Genomic DNA, 16,258 nt, shown 5'->3' with positions numbered 1-16,258 from the left:
AAATCATCGCAATTTATGTTTCAAAAAATGCTTCGCTCCAAAAAGAACAAAAAATGTCGCGCCGACAAACGAGGTAGCCGCCGCAGTTAAATACGCCGCCGACATTCCCGACTTTTCCATAATGATACCGCCCAAAATCAGCCCCGAGCCAAGTCCGATATCCCAGTTTGTGAGGTAGGTTGAGCTTGCCGCCGCGCGTCGATTATCGGGCGCAAGATTTACAAAAAGCGTGTTGAAGGCAGGGAAAATCATTCCGTAGCCAAGCCCGAACATAAAGCCTACAATATAAAATGCCGTACTTTTTACAGCAGTATTCTCGACGCCGAAATATCCGAGCATTGCAAAAAACAGCAAAGACAAGGAAATGAAAAACGCCGCCCATTTTATTACGTTAGTGAGCTTGCCTCTGTCCACGAGTTTTCCCGAAGTTATCCTCGAAAAAACAAGCCCAACCGACATCGACACGAAAAACAGTCCGACATTTTTGTCAATCCCCAACTCTGTTGCGTAAAGCGGCGCAAACGACAATATAAGCCCATACGGAAAAGACAGCAAAAGCAAAGAAAGTCCCGCAAAAACTCCTTTTACCTGATAAATTTTATCAAATGAAAATTTTTTATCTTGCGGCATTTTCTGCTTTGGGTGAGCGTTTGTTAATTTTACCTGAAGTATGCACAAAAAGCCTACAGCTCCCATTAAAAACGCCGAAATGAATACCCAATAGAAGTCGATTTCGAGGATTTGGTAAATGTAAAGCCCTGCCGTTGTTCCTATTGCCATTCCCAGATTGTTTGAAATTCCGAAAAAACCAAAACCCTCGCCACGCCGTTTTTCGTTTACTATGTCTATAAGTGCGGCATTTCCGCTGACCGACACCGCGCCAAACGCCGCACCGTGAATTATTCGCAAAAATACAAAAAACACTACCCCGCCGACAAGGAGAGTGTAGGGCAAAAATAAAGCGGAAAAAAGTAGCATAACCGCGCAATAAATGATTTTTCTGTTGTATAAATCGGAAAGATAGGCGAAAAACAGCCGTGAAATCATTGCCGAAAACGTGAAAGTTGCAATTATAATTCCCGTTTTTGAGCCCGAAATTCCTAAATCGTTAATCAATAACATCGGAAAAACGGGTAAAACCATACAAAAACCAAAATAACTGAGGAAATTGCCCACGCAAGCAAAGATATAACTGCGAGTCCAAAGAGGTGGTTTTTCCGTTCTCATATAAACCGAAGAGATTTTCTCGTTGTTAAATTTTATTCGCCTGCTTCAACATCGACAACTGTTGTCGGCTCATCGACAGCGGCTTGCGCGGCGGCGTCAGCAATGGCTCGCATATTGCGCATCATAACAATTTCAAGAATTGCCTCGTTCGCAGGAACAACCCACTCGCTTGCAGGAAAGCGATGTATAAGACGTCTGAATTCGTTAAACGCCATATCCAATTCGCCCATATTTCTGTAAGAAAGCGCTATTTTATACTGCGCGTCGTCCTGTTTTGACGAACCGGAAAAGCCCAAAACGTTCTCGTAATATGTTAGTGCGCTCGTGTAATTTCGTTCCATAAAATAGGCTTCGGCTATCCAAAAATTCGCTCTATCCGTAAATTTTCCTTGCGGAAAACGTTGTATGGTCAGCCGCAAAACTTGGCGGGCTTCTGCGTAAAATCTTCTGCGAAACGCCTCAAGCCCACGACTGAAATCGGCAAATTCGTCGCCGCTCAAATTTATGGTAGCGTCCGAAACGGTAAAGCCTCTCGGACGAACAGGCGTTCTTTGCGTTTGCTGAATTATAGGAAGAAGTTGAATTGCCGCCACTCGCGAATACAAGTCCTGAAACGCTTCCGTAAGGTATGCAAGCTGTATCTCGCTTTCTTCGAGGCGGGCGGGGGACATAGTGTGCAGAGTTGCCGCCATTCGTCTTTGGGTGTGCTGAATGTTTCGTTGCGCTTCTTGGATTTGGTTCAACGCTCTGTTTAACGCGGCTATTTCTTCCAATGCTAAATCCGCGGTTGCTTGGGCTTGCGCAATACGCCTTTGGTTTGTTTCCCACCTCGCTCTTATGCCTCTGGGCATAGTGTTGGTATCTCTTACTTGAAGCGCGTGATATTCGGCAATCGGCATCGACACAACAACAAAGCCCAAGGGCTCATCGCTTGCAAAACCATACGTAAATATTAAAGCCAAACACAAAACAACTATTTTTTTCATAATGCTCTCCCTGAAATTTGCGGAAAAATCTTTATCTATATCGGTAAAATACCATTTTTATTGAGAGGAGAGGGGATTTTTGTCAGGCAAAACAACATTTTTTCAGATTATTTCCTCAAATTGCCCGATGGAGTAAAGCGGAATGTCAATTAAATCCCCTTTTTTAGCATAATCCGAAAGAGAAGCGCGCAACGCAATTTGCGGATTGTATTTTTCCATATACACGCCCAAACTCTTCGCTTTTGTATTTTCGCCGCTTTTTACTTCCAAAGGCAAAATTTTGTCTTCGTATTGAATTACAAAATCTACTTCGGCTTTTCCTGTGCTGTTTGTCCAAAAACAGATAGGATAATTTTTCGGTTTCAGCTCCTGCAAAACAAACTGCTCCGCCATTGCGCCCTTAAATTCTCTGAATATATCGTGCTCGGCGCTGAAAAAAGTTTTAATATCCAGTTTTGCCGACGCTCCGAGAAGCCCGACATCGTGCATATAAATTTTGAAATTTTCCCGTTCTTCATAAGAGATAAGCGGTATTTTTGCCTCCTGAGTATTGGAAACTTTATACACAAGCCCCGTATTTATCAGCCAATCCAAAGCGTTCTCGAACTCCGCCGCTCTGCCGCCCTGCTTTAGTTCCTTATAAACAAATTTCTTTTTTTCTTTTGCCAAATGAACAGGAACAGAGTCCCACAACATACGCACTTTGGAAATGTCATTACTTTTTATATGCTTAAAAAAATCTTCCTTGTAATTAGATAAAATATTCTCTTGAATTTGTCTCGTAAGCATTAAATCGCCTGTTTTGGCATAAGTCTTTACCGCCTCGGGCATTCCGCCGACATAAAAATATTGCTTTAATTTTTCCGTCGCCAAAATGTGCATAGCGGGATTTGAAAATTTATCGTTTTCTAAACTTTTCAGCAAAATATCGTTGTTTGTTGCCTTTAAAAACTCAAAAAACGAAAGCGGATAAAGCGTTAATCTATCAACTTGTCCGACAGGAAATTTACCGCTTGCTATACCTAAAAAACTGCCCGCCGCCGCAATATGATACTCGGGAGCGTCTTCGTTAAAATATTTAAGAGCGTCCTTTGCTCTTTGGCATTCTTGAATTTCGTCGAAAATAAGAAGCGTGTCGGCGGCGTTGATTTCTTGTTTGAATAGAGCTTTCAACGAGCCGATTATTTGTTTTGGCGAAATGTCGTTTGCAAAATAATTGTGCAATTCTTTGTTTGTGTCAAAGTTTAAATACAAAACATTTTTGTATTCATTCTTGCCGAACTCCTTTAATATGTAGGTTTTTCCGACTTGTCGCGCTCCGTAGAGAACAAGCGGTTTCCTGTCTTTGGAGTTTTTCCAAGCAAGCAGAGATGTATAAATATTTCTTTTCATAAGAGATAAAATAATATACGCCAACACTTATTGGCGACAAAAAGTGTGAGTTTTCGCATTTATTGCCGACAAAAAGTGTAAAATATTACATTTATTGGCGGTAAAAAATAATGATTTGACCAACAGAAACCGCCGTCGTGCATGCATTTTTCAACAATTTTCTCCAAAACCAAAATACTCCCGAAACTCACCGCAAAAATAACGTATTTTCCCTACGTTGTGAAAAATCTTGAATATTTAATTTTGCCGTAAAATAACGGTGGGAAGGTTGTTTTTTATGGGAGAAAAACTGCAGAATGTTTTCAAACTTCTGCGCCCAGAACAATGGACAAAGAATTTATTTGTCTTTTTGCCTATGTTCTTTGCTGGACAAATGTTTGACGCTGATATATTGCTATCGTGCATAATTATATTTGTCGCATTTTCATTTGCGGCAAGTTCGGTCTATTGTTTTAATGACATTTTCGATGCAGAAGCCGATAAAAAACACCCAGAAAAATGCAAAAGCCCAATTGCCTCGGGCGTAATTTCAAAAAAAGTCGCCTATGCAATGATGGCTGTCTGTTTTTTGCTTTCTTTGTCTGTTATTTATCTTTTCTGCGAAAATGTTATGCCATTAATTGCACTTATCGTGTTTTATTATATAATGAACATTGCCTATTGCGTAAAACTTAAACAGTATAACATTATCGATGTAATAATTATTGCCGTTGGTTTTGTGTTAAGAATTTTGGTCGGAGGGGTCGCTTCCGGCATTACGCCGTCGGAATGGATTATTATTATGACATTTTTGCTTGCGCTCTTTCTTGCATTTGCAAAACGGCGCGACGATGTAATTTTATACAAAAATACAGGCGTTGCTCACAGAAAAAACACAAATCGCTACAATCTGGAATTTATGAATCAGGTAATAACCGTCATCGGAACCATTACCATAGTTGCCTACATTATGTACACGCTTTCACAAGATGTGATTGAACGCCTTAACAGCAACAACATTTATCTTACCTCAATTTTTGTGTTAATGGGAATTATACGATATTTGCAAGTAACAATAGTTGATACGAGAAGCGGTAATCCTGCAAAAATTTTGCTAAAAGACAGGTTTATACAGTGTTGCATTATTGGGTGGATTGGAATGTTTATTGTAATTATTTACGGAAGGTTTTAGAATGAATATTGTATTGATAATAACAAGCATTCTGCTTAATTCGGCGGCACAACTTTTTATACGAAAAGGAATGTTGATGGTTGGAAATGTGGGTGCTTACAATGCAGTGCAATCGTTCGTTCCAATGGCGACAAATCCGTTCCTTTGGGCGGCAATGTTCTGCTATGCAATAGGTATTTTCGTCTGGATGGCAGCTCTTTCAAGGGTCGAAGTAAGTTATGCGCTTCCGTTTCAAAGTTTAGGATTTGTTGTCGTGGCGGTAGCGGGATATTTTCTGTTCAATGAAAATGTAAGTTTGTTGCGCACAATAGGAATTTTGGTAGTGTGCATAGGTGTTTATTTAATTTCGAGGAGTTAGAAAGGGGTTGTTATGGCGAAAGAAAAAGCGGAGTTTGACAAATTTGTAGAGGACTACAACGAAACAATTGTGCAAGATTTGGGAAAATTCGGCAAATACAGAGATACTGCGTTTGTTTACAAAGCGAATTATTTGAAAAATCTTTTGAAAATTGCACCCAAAACTATTTTAGATTTCGGTTGCGGTATTGGGTCGCTTATACCGTATTTACATGAAAAATTCAAAGAAACTAAATTGCATGGCTGTGATATTTCTTCCGATTCAATAGAAACAGCAAAAAAAAGTCATCCTTATTGCGATTTTATGGTTGTGGAAAATACAACCGATTTGCAAAAATACGGAAAAATAGATTGTATAATCATAAATACGGTTATGCACCATATTCCGCAAGACGAACACGAAACGTGGTTAAACGGTTTATATAATATTTTGTCGGAAGACGGAATGCTTGTCATATTTGAGCACAATATGAAAAATCCGATAACAAACCAGTTTGTTAAAAGAACTAAAATAGACGAAAACGCTACAATGCTCAGTTCAAAATATTGCAAACGCATATTGTTAAATAGGTTTTACGAAACAAGCGTCAAAGACAAAGATATAGTGCTAAACAAAGATAGTGTTAGCTTAAGATATACATATTTTTCGCCTTTGAGAAATAAATTTGTTGAGTTTATTGAGTGCTTTTTATTTTGGTTGCCATTAGGCGCGCAATATGTGGTTATCGCTCAAAAAACTAAAAATAAAGGAGAGAGCTAAATATGAAACATTACATTTTTGGCGGAAACGGTTTTGTTGGACAATATTTAGCTAACGAATTATTAACGTTAGATAAAAAAGTAGTCGTTTGCGATTTGCAAGAAAAACTTAACAATGCAATAAATGCTTCTTGCGAGTATTGTCAAGTGGACATTCGACGCATTGAAAACATTCAAAAATTGTCCATATCAAAGGAAGATGTCGTTATAAATTTAGCGGCAAACCAATATCACACAAAAGTTCCTCGCAACAGGAAAGAATATTTTTTTAGTGTAAATGCGGTCGGAACAGAAAATATTTTGGAGACAATATACGAAAAAGGTTGTCGGAATTTTTTAATCTTTACTACCGATATGACTTACGGCAAACCGCTTTATTTGCCTGTTAATACTCAACACCCGCAACTTCCATTTGGTCCTTATGGGCAAAGTAAAAAAGCAGCGGAAGAAATCTGCCGAAAATACAGAGAAAAAGGAATGAATATTACAATTATGCGACCGAGAATGATTAATGGTCCCGGGCGTTTAGGCATTCTTGTGAAATTATTCAAACTCATCGATATGGGATTGCCCGTTCCCACAATAGGAAGCGGAAAAAATCATTATCAAATGATTTCCGTATTTGACTGTGTTTCGGCGGCAATTTGCGCTTTAGACAGGAATTTGCCGAACAAGGAATACAATCTCGGCTCCAAAGAATCGCCTAACGTTAAAGATTTGCTAAAATCAGTTATTGGCTCGGCTGGCTCAAAATCAATCGTAATTCCCACACCCGAAAAATTGGTTAAATTTGCGTTAAGCATATTCGACGCTGTCGGATTGACAATTATGTATAAAGAGCAATTTATGATAGCCGACGAAGAATACGTTCTTGATATTTCCGATACCGAAAAAGATTTGAATTGGACGCCAAAGTTCAATGATGCGGATATGATAAAACAGGCATATCACATATATAAAAAGGGTGTGAGTATATGAAAAAAGAAACTATTGCCGCCTTTGATTTTGATGGCACTATTACCCGAAAAGACACTTTGCTTGAATTTATTAAGTTCACAAAAGGACATTTTGGGTTTTACTTCGTTATGTTTCTTTTTTCGCCTTTACTTGTCGCAATGAAGTTAAAATTATTGCCGAATCGGAAAGTAAAACAGACCTTGTTTTCATATCTGTATAAAGGCATTCATATCGAAAAATTTAATGAATGGTGCGCCGAGTTTTGCGCGATTGCAGACAAAATATTATATCCCGAAGCAACCGAAGCCATAATTTCACACAAAAAATGCGGCGATACAATCATAATTATCAGCGCGTCTGTTGAAAACTGGATAAAACCTTGGGCGAACAAAATGGGAATTGACATAGTTTTGGCAACAAAAATAGAAACAGGCAAAAACGGACTACTCTCTGGAAAATTTCTGACAAAAAATTGCTATGGACAAGAAAAAGTAAATCGTTTTTTGGAAAAATTCCCTCAAAGAGGCGATTACAAACTAATTGCTTACGGCGACAGTCGAGGCGATAAAGAGTTGTTAGAATTCGCAGACGATGGATTCTACAAAAAATTTAATCGGAATTGAAGATTTATTGAATGGTTTTTCTTATAAATGAAAGGAAAGAAAAATGAAACGTAAAGAAGTGACCGCAGTCAAACTTTTCGACTTGGAAAATGTAAGTATTGCAGGATTTTGCAATTTCTGCAAAAACAATTTGCCGCTGATTATTGCCGTAACTTTCGCCCTGTTTTTTACTTACGGAGCAAAGTTGTTTTGGTATAATATCGGCATTGACACCGAAGCAGTTTTAGTAAACAGAGAAGGAGTATTCAGGTTTTGTGTCGGAATAGGACGATTTGGCTTAGTTTTTTTGTCAAATATTTGGAATTTCAACGAATTTAATCCTTTTACCGGTTTTTTTGTAGGATTTTGTTTGATATGGTTTTTCGCAATTTCGTGGTCTTATATCATTGCTATTTTCGACGGAAACACAGGTAGAAACAATAAACTAATTCCATTTGCTCTTGTTCTTATGACTATGCCTGTTTGGGCGGAGCAATTTTATTTTGTGTTCCAAGCGGCAGAAAATGCACTTATTGTTGCTTTGTGCCCGTATGTTATTTACTTTTTTTACAAGGGATTTCTTAATAACGAAAAACGCTTAATTGTCAGCGCTTTTGTTTTACTTATCTTTATGACTTCCGTATATCAGGCGATAGTTCCGCTATTTTGCGGCGGAGTATTTGCTTTCTTTTTGCTTTTGCAGGAGCGATCAAACTATGAGCCAAAGGTCTATCGAAATTTGTGCATAAAGTTCTTTGCCGTATTGGTCGCTGCAATGGCGGTTTATTCGCTTATTGACAGAATTGTTATCCCTATCGCTTTCGGCATAGAAAAAGCAGATTACTTCGATAATATGAACCAATGGGGCAGGAAACCTATTACCACGAATATTATGGCTGTTTTAATTTGGACTTATGATGTTTTTGTCGGTCATACTACTGTTTTACAACGGATTGTTCCTCCGTCTGTCATTGCTCCTTTTTTTAGAACAGGCATACAGGGTGCGGAAATTTTTCTATCACCTGAAAATACACCTGTAGCAGTTAGAACTTTCCTCTTATTACCGCTTACTGTGCTTTTTCTTGTAAAAGCTATTGAGGTTATGCGAAAAGCAATTCCAAATGGGCGAAAGTTTTTGTATGTACTTGCAGGCATAGGCGTCCCTTTAAGCATAATATTATTGACAATTATGGGAGGTAATCCTCCCGTAACCAGAGCATTGTATGCTTTACCGTTTGCATATGCATTTATGTTTTTCTATCTTATAAGATCTCACAAAAAACCTTTCGCCGCCATTATTATCAGTTTTGCTTTGATTGCCGCTCTTTATCAAGCACAAACAACTTCTCGGCTATTTTTTTCCGACCACGTGCGCTATAACGACGATGTCCGCCTCGCGAATAAACTCAACGACCTTATTATACAAATTCAGCCGGAAGAAAAAAGTCTCCCAGTCGTTCTAGTCGGCAGATACCAAACCGCATTACGATTTCCACAGAGAAGTTTTTTGCAAGGAGAAACAATGGGACATTCTCTGTTTGAATGGGATTTTTTGTTTAACGGCACAGCGATTCGCGGATTAGGTTTTATGAGTTCTTTGGGCTTCCATTTCAACCGTCCAAGCCAAGAACAGATAGTTCAAGCACGTGAAATAGCGGCGTTTATGCCTGCTTATCCTAAGCAAGGATTTATGAAACGCGCACAGGACTTTATTGTAGTTAAATTGTCGGACGATATTTGGATAGACCCGAAACTATCGGAGTGAGATAAAAAATCAGTTTCACCAAAATTTATAGGAACGACTCATCAGAGTCGTTCCTTTTTGCTGTCGGCAAAACGTATTTTAACATAAAAGTAGCAAAACACAAACGTTTTTTTATATACAATAAGCAAAAATCACCAAGGCAAAATAATGTAATGGCGGGTTTCAAACCCGCCATTACGATTAAAAATCACTTATTTCTCGCCGCTCTCTCTTCCTGATACTTCTTCTTCAAGTCGTCAACAATGTTGTTCGGAACGGGACCGTATTTTGCGAACTCCATTGTGAACTCTGCTTTACCTTGCGTTTGCGAACGAATGTCTGTTGAGTATCCGAACATTGCAGAAAGCGGGACTTCCGCGTCAACTGAGCAATATTTAGTATCGCCTTCTTCGTTTGTTCCCAAGATAACGCCTCTTCTTTGGTTAAGCGAGCCGATGATTGCTCCTTGGAACTCCGTCGGACCTTCAACGGTTACTTTCATAATCGGCTCAAGAACTTGCTTTTTAATTTTGTCGTATGCTTCACGGAACGCGCCGATAGCCGCTGTGCGGAACGCTTGGTCAGACGAGTCAACCGCGTGATACGAACCGTCGTTAATCATCATTTTTACATTTACAACGGGCGCGCCAATCATTGTACCTTCTCTCATCGCCTCTTGGAAACCTTTATCGACAGATGAAATATATTCGGTCGGAATTGCGCCGCCTTTGATATTGTTTTCAAAGAAGTAAATCAAATCTTCGCCGGTTTTGGGATCTTTTTCCGAACCGGGTTCCAAGAAACTCATTGTTCCCGCAACGCGTCCGAACTGACCCGCACCACCTGTTTGCTTTTTGTGCGTGTAGTTGAAATCTACGTTGCCGATAATGGTTTCGCGATAAGCAACTTGCGGCGGGCTTTGAACGAGTTCTACGGAATATTCGCGTTTCATTCTCTCAACGTAAACTTCCAAGTGCAACTCACCCATACCGCGAATAATTGTCTCGCCCGATTCCTCGTCCATATATGTTTGGAAAGTAGGGTCTTCTTTCGTAAAGCGGTTGAGCGCCTTCGACAAATTGTCTTGCGATTTGTTGTCTTTCGGCTTAATCGCTATAGAAATAACCGGCTCCGGAACGTGCATTGAAGCCATAGAAATATCTGTGCCGGGAACGCAGAAAGTATCGCCCGAAGCGCAATCCACGCCGAAAAGCGCAACGATGTCGCCTGTGTGCGCCTTTTCGCAATCTTCCATTTTATCGGCGTGCATTCTTACAAAACGTCCGACTTTCACCTTTTTGCCTGTCCGCATATTTTCTACTTCAGCGCCTTTTTCGAGTTCGCCTTGATAAATACGAACGTAAGTCAATTGACCGAATTTGTCTTGCGTAAGTTTGAAAGCATACATAACAAGCGGCTTTGCAGAGTCTGACGGAACAACGATTTCTTCGCCTGTACTTGCTTTAATACCTTTGTTTACGATGTCGAGCGGCGAGGGCAAATAGTATTCTACCGCGTCAAGAAGTTTTTGAACACCTTTGTTTTTGTATGCCGAACCGCACAAAACGGGCACTAATTTAAGCGACAAAACGCCTTTGCGAATAGCCGCGCGAACTTTGTCTATCGGCAATTCTTTGCCTTCCAAGTGCATTTCCATAAGTTCGTCGTCGAACATACATACTTCTTCGAGCATTTTTTCACGGAATTCTTCTGCTTGTTTGAGCATATCGGCAGGGATTTCGACTTCTTTTACGATTTCGCCGTTGTCGCCTTCGTTAATATAGCCTTTCATTGTAATCAAATCCACTGTGCCTTTGAGTTTGTCTTCGAGCCCGATGGGAAGCGCAATCATAACCGCGTTAAGCCCCAATTTTTCGCGAAGTTGTCCGCAAACTTTAATTGGATTTGCGCCGCTTCTGTCGTTTTTATTAACGAATGCCAAACGTGGAACGCCGTATCTTTTCATTTGTCTGTCAACGGTAATCGACTGCGATTGAACGCCAGCAACCGAGCACAAAACCAAAATTGCGCCGTCCAAAACACGAAGCGAACGCTCTACTTCAACAGTAAAATCCACGTGTCCGGGAGTGTCGATAAGGTTAACGGGATTGCCGTTCCACTGAACGCGAGTCGCCGCCGACTGAATGGTAATTCCGCGCTCTCTTTCCAAGTCCATAGAGTCCATAGTTGCGCCGACGCCGTCTTTACCTTTTACGTCGTGAATAGCGTGAATACGTCCGCCGTAAAACAAAATTCTCTCGGAAAGAGTTGTCTTTCCCGAGTCAATGTGCGCCGAAATACCGATGTTGCGCACTTTTTTCAAATCAATAGCCATAACAAAAACCTCTTTTTACTGAAATTATTACATTTTTTCGGGGGAAAAATACTATCCGCCAACAGGAAAAACCGAATTTTCTCTGTATTTGGCGCAAAATAATTGCAAATCAATATTTATCTGATTTATTTGCTTGCCAAAGGCATATTTTTATATTTGTTAAGAACTGCGATACTTTCGTCGATAAAATCGGTGCTTTCGTATTCCAAAACAAGGTTTTCCACAAAAACGCCCGACTTTTTTATGAAGTCGAAAATATCTATCCAGCCGACAATTCCTCTGCCGATTGCACACCAATCCTCTCTTTTTTGCTGAGGAGAAACGGAATCTATCGCGTGAATTATTATTTTTTGTCGCGCAAATTTTTGAATAAGCAACTCCGACAAAAGAATGGGGTGAAAATTCGTAAATTGCTCAATAAACATTCGCGGAAAATCGAGGACGGGCAACACGGAAATATTTTGGGTGTGAATTCTGTCGAAAAACGCCAGAAACTTTTCTATATTCGCAACCAAACCGTGCCTGCTTTTATCCATATAAAAGTTTTCTACACAAGGAATAATTCCGAATTCGACAAGTTTTTTGCAGTCCAGTACCATTAAATCAACGTCGCAATTTTCGTCAAAGTGGAAAATGCAGTATTTGTCCGCGCCATCAGGGAAAATTGAGACGAGCGCCTCGCAGTGGGTGGTGTCGGCAGAGGCGTTTCCGAGCATTAAGGGCGAATGGCACAACATTTTAATTGATTTTTTCGCGCATAAATCACGAACTTTTTCTATTTGCGATTTATCTTTCTGCAAATTTTCGCTCATATAAAACTGAACTGCCGAAATATTCTTTTCTTCGGCGTAAGAAATCGTCAAAAACGGGTCAAATTTATTTTCCGCAAATATCGATGTGGCAACTGCTATGTTCATAAAACGCCCCTTTTTTTATAGTCAAAAAGCCAACCTGAAAATACAGATTGGCTTTTATTGACTTGTTTTAATTTAACGACTTTTCTTTATCTTCTCAAACAAATTTTGTATAAACGACGACTTGCCGCTTTCTTCATTGCCGATAACTTGCCGCGGTGCGCGTGCTGTCTGCGGATTTGCGTTTCTGTTTTCAAGCAATCTTTGCCTGAAAGCACTTTCCGTTTGTCTTGCACTGCGGGTTTGTTGCGGATATTCGGGAGCCGCCCAGACCGCCCAACCAGACCCCGATACAACTATATTGTTTGTTCTGTTAAATACATGCCCATCAATTACTATTCTGTCGTAGTTGATTACCGAATAACTCATCTGATCCGTCATACCCAAAAAAGACAAAGACAAAATATTATTGTTAATTGTATGCCAAGTACCTTCAAATCTGAAACCTTCATCATTGTCAGTCCAAACATTCGGACTTGTCTCAAAAATCACCACAAATGTACCGTTTTGTCTGAAAATTATTCCCTCTCGGTCGCCAAGAAACCCCTCTTCAACCCACGCTTCGTTATCGAAAAAGTTTACCAATGTGACGTCTCGAGGACCGGGGTCGCTACCACCGCCGCCGCCGCCGATTACTACATTGCTTGTCCTCAGCAAGGTTTCGCCTTGAAAGCTCAAAGTATTATTATTATTTGAAAGATTGAAAGTGCCTGACCCCGAATAATAGCCGCTACCTGTTAAGGTTAAGGTGTTTCCGCTTGTGTGCCACGTGCCGCTTCCGTTTGATTGCCAAGTTCCGCCAAAATCACTTACGGCAGTATATGTACCGTCAGCGCGAAGAATAAATCCGTCGCGGTTGCCAGCAGAATAGGTGTCTATCCACGCTTCGTTGGCGGCAATGTTAACCAACCTGCTGTCTTGGCTACCTCCTCCTCCACCACTACCACCGCCACCGATTACTACATTACTTGTTCTGTTAAATACATCTCCATCAATTACTATTCTGTCGTTGTTGATTACCGAATAACTCATCTGATCCGTAATCTCCATACCCAAAAGAGACAACGACAAAGACAAAACATTGTTGTTAATTGTATGCCAAGTACCTTCAAGTCTAATACCTTCATAACTATCAGTCCAAACATTTGGGCTTATCTCAAAAATCGCCACAAATGTACCGTTTTGTCTGAAAATCATTCCCTCACGGTCGCCAACAAGTCCCCCTCCAATCCACGCTTCGTTGGTCGATGTGTTTATCAATCGGCTGTCTCGATTTCCAATATCACCACCACCACCACTGCCACCGCCTTGAGTCCATTGAGCGTGCATAGTTAAAGTTCTTGTAATAGTAAAACTTGCTCCGCCGCCACCAAAACGGGTGCCGCCTTGCGCTTCGCTAAACCAACCGTCAAACGAATGATTGTTTCTGGTCGGGGTCGGTAAAGTTATTTGCGAGCCCGCCGCACCCGTTATCGGAGAATGCGAAGAGCCGCCCTGCGAATTAAAACTTATTGTATAAGTTGTGCCTCCGCCACCACCGCCGCCGATTACTACATTGCTTGTTCTGTTAAATACATATTCGCCGTCCATTACTATTCTGTTATTGTTGGCTACCGAATAATTTACTTGTCGCGTAATACCCAAAAGAGAAAGAGATAAAGACAAAACATTGTTGTTAATTGTATGCCAAGTACCTTCAAGCCTAATACCTTCATAACTGTCAGTCCAAACATTTGGACCTATCTCATAAATCGACGTAAATGTGCCGTTTTGTCTGAAAATCATTCCATCACGGTCGCCAACAAGTCCCTCTTCAATCCACGCTTCGTTGGTTGCTGTGTTTATCAATCGGCTGTCTCGATTTCCAATATCTCCGCCGCCGCCACCACCGCCGCCGATAAATACACCGCTCATTCTGTTGAATATATTGTCGCTGTGCACTATTCTGTCGTTGTTTATTACTGTATAACTCGCAGACACCGATACACCGAAAGCAGTCGTAGTCAGCATATTGTTGTTAGCCTCCCAAGTACCATTAATACCGACAGCCCAATTATTTGCGCTCGTCTCTTGAATCCACGAAATCGTACCGTCTGCTCTTAAAATAAATCCGCTACGCTCACCGACAGAAGCAGTATTAACCCACGCCTCATTCGCGGCATTAATCAATACGTCCCTGCCACCACCTCCGCCTCCTCCTCCGCCGCCTCCGCCGCTACCACCGCCGCCGAAGCAACCGAATAAAAGAAAGCTCACGACAACCAAAATCGCCGACACGCCAATAGATTTTAATAATTTATCCATAAAAATAACCCTTTCACTTGTTTTTTGTTTATATCACCAATGTGGAGGCGGAGTTTCGTCTTTTGCGTCTTTTAGTGCTGTGTCTCCGCTTGTTTTTTGAAATAATTCGAGCGAGGCGACTTTTTGCTGTAAAACAGCTATTTCTTTATGCTGTTCGTAGATTACGCCGCTTAACTCATCAACGGTTTTTTCGTAGAATGCTATTCTCTCCTCAATTGCAACAATTCTTTCTTTCATAATCAGAACAAACTAGTCTCTCGCAACTACTCTGCCTATTCTTACACCGTTAAACATATCGGCGGTTGTCATAGCGGAAATGCTTGTAATTCTTACCGTCGCACTTCCATCCTCTACCCCTACTACCAAGCCCTCCAAAGTTGCGGGCTCAAAAAAGCGTCTTCTTGAGACAGAACGCCGTGTAGGCTCGCTTACTAAAACTATGTGGTCGCCCATAACAATCCCGTCGCGGGCTCCCTTATTTATAAACATTGCCTCAAACGGTTTTATGGGTGCGCTCGGTCTTAATCTTGCGGCAACTTGAATTTTAAGCGAGTCCGAAAGCGGTCTGTACGTCAGCGACGTGCTTATTGAATAAAAATCGCGGACGGGAGCAAGTATTGCACCGCGAGAAAGTTTTCCCCACACTTGTTCTGTAAAAATCGTCGCTGAATTGCCGTCTGTTTCTCTGACCGTTCCCAATGCGACGGGAACAACAATAACGCCGTTTTTGCAACGAATGTCATATCTCGGCACAAAAAAACCGAGTTCTTCGCCGACTTTCACAAGTTCCTGCGCCTCTCTTTCGCTTATTGTAAGTTTTACATTAGCATTCTGATGTTGCCTTACAAGCGGTCGTCCGTCGTTGATTACCACTTTTCCCAAACTGCGAATTGCGCCGTTTTCACTCCTGAACAGAGAGTTTCTGCGAGCTCTGCCTACGTGTTTGCCTTTGCGGTTAAACTCATAAACAAACGGCTGTTGTATTTGCGCTTCAAGCGATATGTGATAACGGAACATTTCAAACAAAGACAAAAACTCGGCGTTTCTTGAATTAACCCTGTTTTGGCGTTCAAGTTCGTTGCTAATCTGAGGAAGCGTTGCCGCGGTATCGAAAAGCGTAATTTCGGCGGCGGGAACAATTGTCTGCTCTGCAACGGAAGCAGTCGCAATGCCGGGGATAAAAAGCATATTTCCGGGGAAAATCCAGTGCGGGTCGGCTATCCATCGGTTAAATTCCCAAATTCTGCGCCACATAAACGGGTCGCCCAGATGGGTCGTAGCCAAATCCCAAAGATTATCGCCTCTGATAACAGTATAATTAGGCGCATTGTTTTGCCCAAGCGCTAAATTCGCTTCGGGTTGCTGTGTACCGACTTGCGCAAATGCAAATATTCCGAATACAAATATAATAATAAGCGACACTATGTGTTTTCTCATACATTTCCTCAACAAATAACGATTTTTCATAGTAAATATAATACAAGTTCGCCGACAATGTATTATTTTATGT

At 40.9% G+C, this 16,258-nt stretch carries 14 protein-coding genes; 6 read left to right on the top strand and 8 right to left on the bottom strand.

The features are described 5' to 3' along the window. Window positions 1-3: 3 nt before the first annotated feature. The 3 genes from FWE23_00865 to FWE23_00855 form a co-directional block, all read right to left on the bottom strand. Window positions 4-1,143 carry an MFS transporter gene (locus FWE23_00865; GenBank protein MCL2843997.1) on the bottom strand — a complete coding sequence of 380 codons (1,140 nt, stop codon included), beginning with the start codon at window positions 1,141-1,143 and terminating at the stop codon, window positions 4-6. Window positions 1,144-1,259: 116 nt separating this feature from the next. Beyond that, window positions 1,260-2,213: an outer membrane protein assembly factor BamD gene (bamD, locus tag FWE23_00860; protein MCL2843996.1), complete on the bottom strand. Its 954-nt coding sequence runs from the start codon at window positions 2,211-2,213 to the stop codon at window positions 1,260-1,262. A 102-nt stretch (window positions 2,214-2,315) separates the two neighbouring features. Beyond that, the gene (locus FWE23_00855; protein MCL2843995.1) at window positions 2,316-3,605 is read right to left on the bottom strand and encodes an ATP-binding protein; all 1,290 of its coding nucleotides are present in this window, start codon (window positions 3,603-3,605) and stop codon (window positions 2,316-2,318) included. A 277-nt stretch (window positions 3,606-3,882) separates the two neighbouring features. Here FWE23_00855 and FWE23_00850 point away from each other — a divergent pair, with 277 nt between their 5' ends. The 6 genes from FWE23_00850 to FWE23_00825 are packed head-to-tail and all read left to right on the top strand — an operon-like array spanning window position 3,883 to window position 9,216. After that, window positions 3,883-4,776 (top strand): decaprenyl-phosphate phosphoribosyltransferase, encoded by an 894-nt coding sequence (locus tag FWE23_00850; protein MCL2843994.1) that lies wholly within the window; start codon window positions 3,883-3,885, stop codon window positions 4,774-4,776. Between the two features lies 1 nt (window position 4,777). Further along, window positions 4,778-5,134, top strand: a complete 357-nt coding sequence (locus FWE23_00845; GenBank protein ID MCL2843993.1) for an EamA family transporter — start codon at window positions 4,778-4,780, stop codon at window positions 5,132-5,134. Between the two features lie 12 nt (window positions 5,135-5,146). Beyond that, a complete protein-coding gene (locus FWE23_00840) occupies window positions 5,147-5,893 on the top strand; it encodes a class I SAM-dependent methyltransferase (GenBank protein MCL2843992.1) in 747 nt (248 codons plus the stop codon). Window positions 5,894-5,895: 2 nt separating this feature from the next. After that, window positions 5,896-6,870 (top strand): NAD(P)-dependent oxidoreductase, encoded by a 975-nt coding sequence (locus tag FWE23_00835; protein MCL2843991.1) that lies wholly within the window; start codon window positions 5,896-5,898, stop codon window positions 6,868-6,870. Next, on the top strand, window positions 6,867-7,472 hold the full coding sequence (locus FWE23_00830; protein ID MCL2843990.1) for an HAD-IB family hydrolase: 606 nt from the start codon (window positions 6,867-6,869) through the stop codon (window positions 7,470-7,472). The genes FWE23_00835 and FWE23_00830 overlap by 4 nt, the downstream gene beginning before the upstream one ends. 43 nt (window positions 7,473-7,515) lie before the next feature. After that, a complete protein-coding gene (locus FWE23_00825; protein MCL2843989.1) occupies window positions 7,516-9,216 on the top strand; it encodes a glucosyltransferase domain-containing protein in 1,701 nt (566 codons plus the stop codon). 187 nt (window positions 9,217-9,403) lie between these two features. Here the strand turns inward: FWE23_00825 and fusA are convergent, their stop codons facing one another. From fusA to FWE23_00800, 5 genes are all read right to left on the bottom strand, one after another. Then, window positions 9,404-11,524, bottom strand: coding sequence for an elongation factor G (gene fusA / locus FWE23_00820; protein ID MCL2843988.1), 2,121 nt, complete (start codon window positions 11,522-11,524; stop codon window positions 9,404-9,406). Between the two features lie 131 nt (window positions 11,525-11,655). Continuing rightward, entirely contained in the window at window positions 11,656-12,447 is a 792-nt protein-coding gene (locus FWE23_00815; protein ID MCL2843987.1) for a sugar phosphate isomerase/epimerase, read from the bottom strand. A gap of 72 nt (window positions 12,448-12,519) precedes the next feature. After that, window positions 12,520-14,748, bottom strand: a complete 2,229-nt coding sequence (locus FWE23_00810; protein MCL2843986.1) for an InlB B-repeat-containing protein — start codon at window positions 14,746-14,748, stop codon at window positions 12,520-12,522. 33 nt (window positions 14,749-14,781) lie between these two features. Beyond that, on the bottom strand, window positions 14,782-14,985 hold the full coding sequence (locus FWE23_00805) for a SlyX family protein (protein MCL2843985.1): 204 nt from the start codon (window positions 14,983-14,985) through the stop codon (window positions 14,782-14,784). A 12-nt stretch (window positions 14,986-14,997) separates the two neighbouring features. Beyond that, on the bottom strand, window positions 14,998-16,185 hold the full coding sequence (locus FWE23_00800; GenBank protein ID MCL2843984.1) for a LysM peptidoglycan-binding domain-containing protein: 1,188 nt from the start codon (window positions 16,183-16,185) through the stop codon (window positions 14,998-15,000). Window positions 16,186-16,258: the final 73 nt, after the last annotated feature.

The organism is Chitinivibrionia bacterium (assembly GCA_009779925.1).
Classification (GTDB): Bacteria; Fibrobacterota; Chitinivibrionia; order Chitinivibrionales; family Chitinivibrionaceae; genus WRFX01.
Note: the sequence above shows the minus strand (reverse complement) of the source record. Positions and strands in the feature narration are given on the sequence as shown.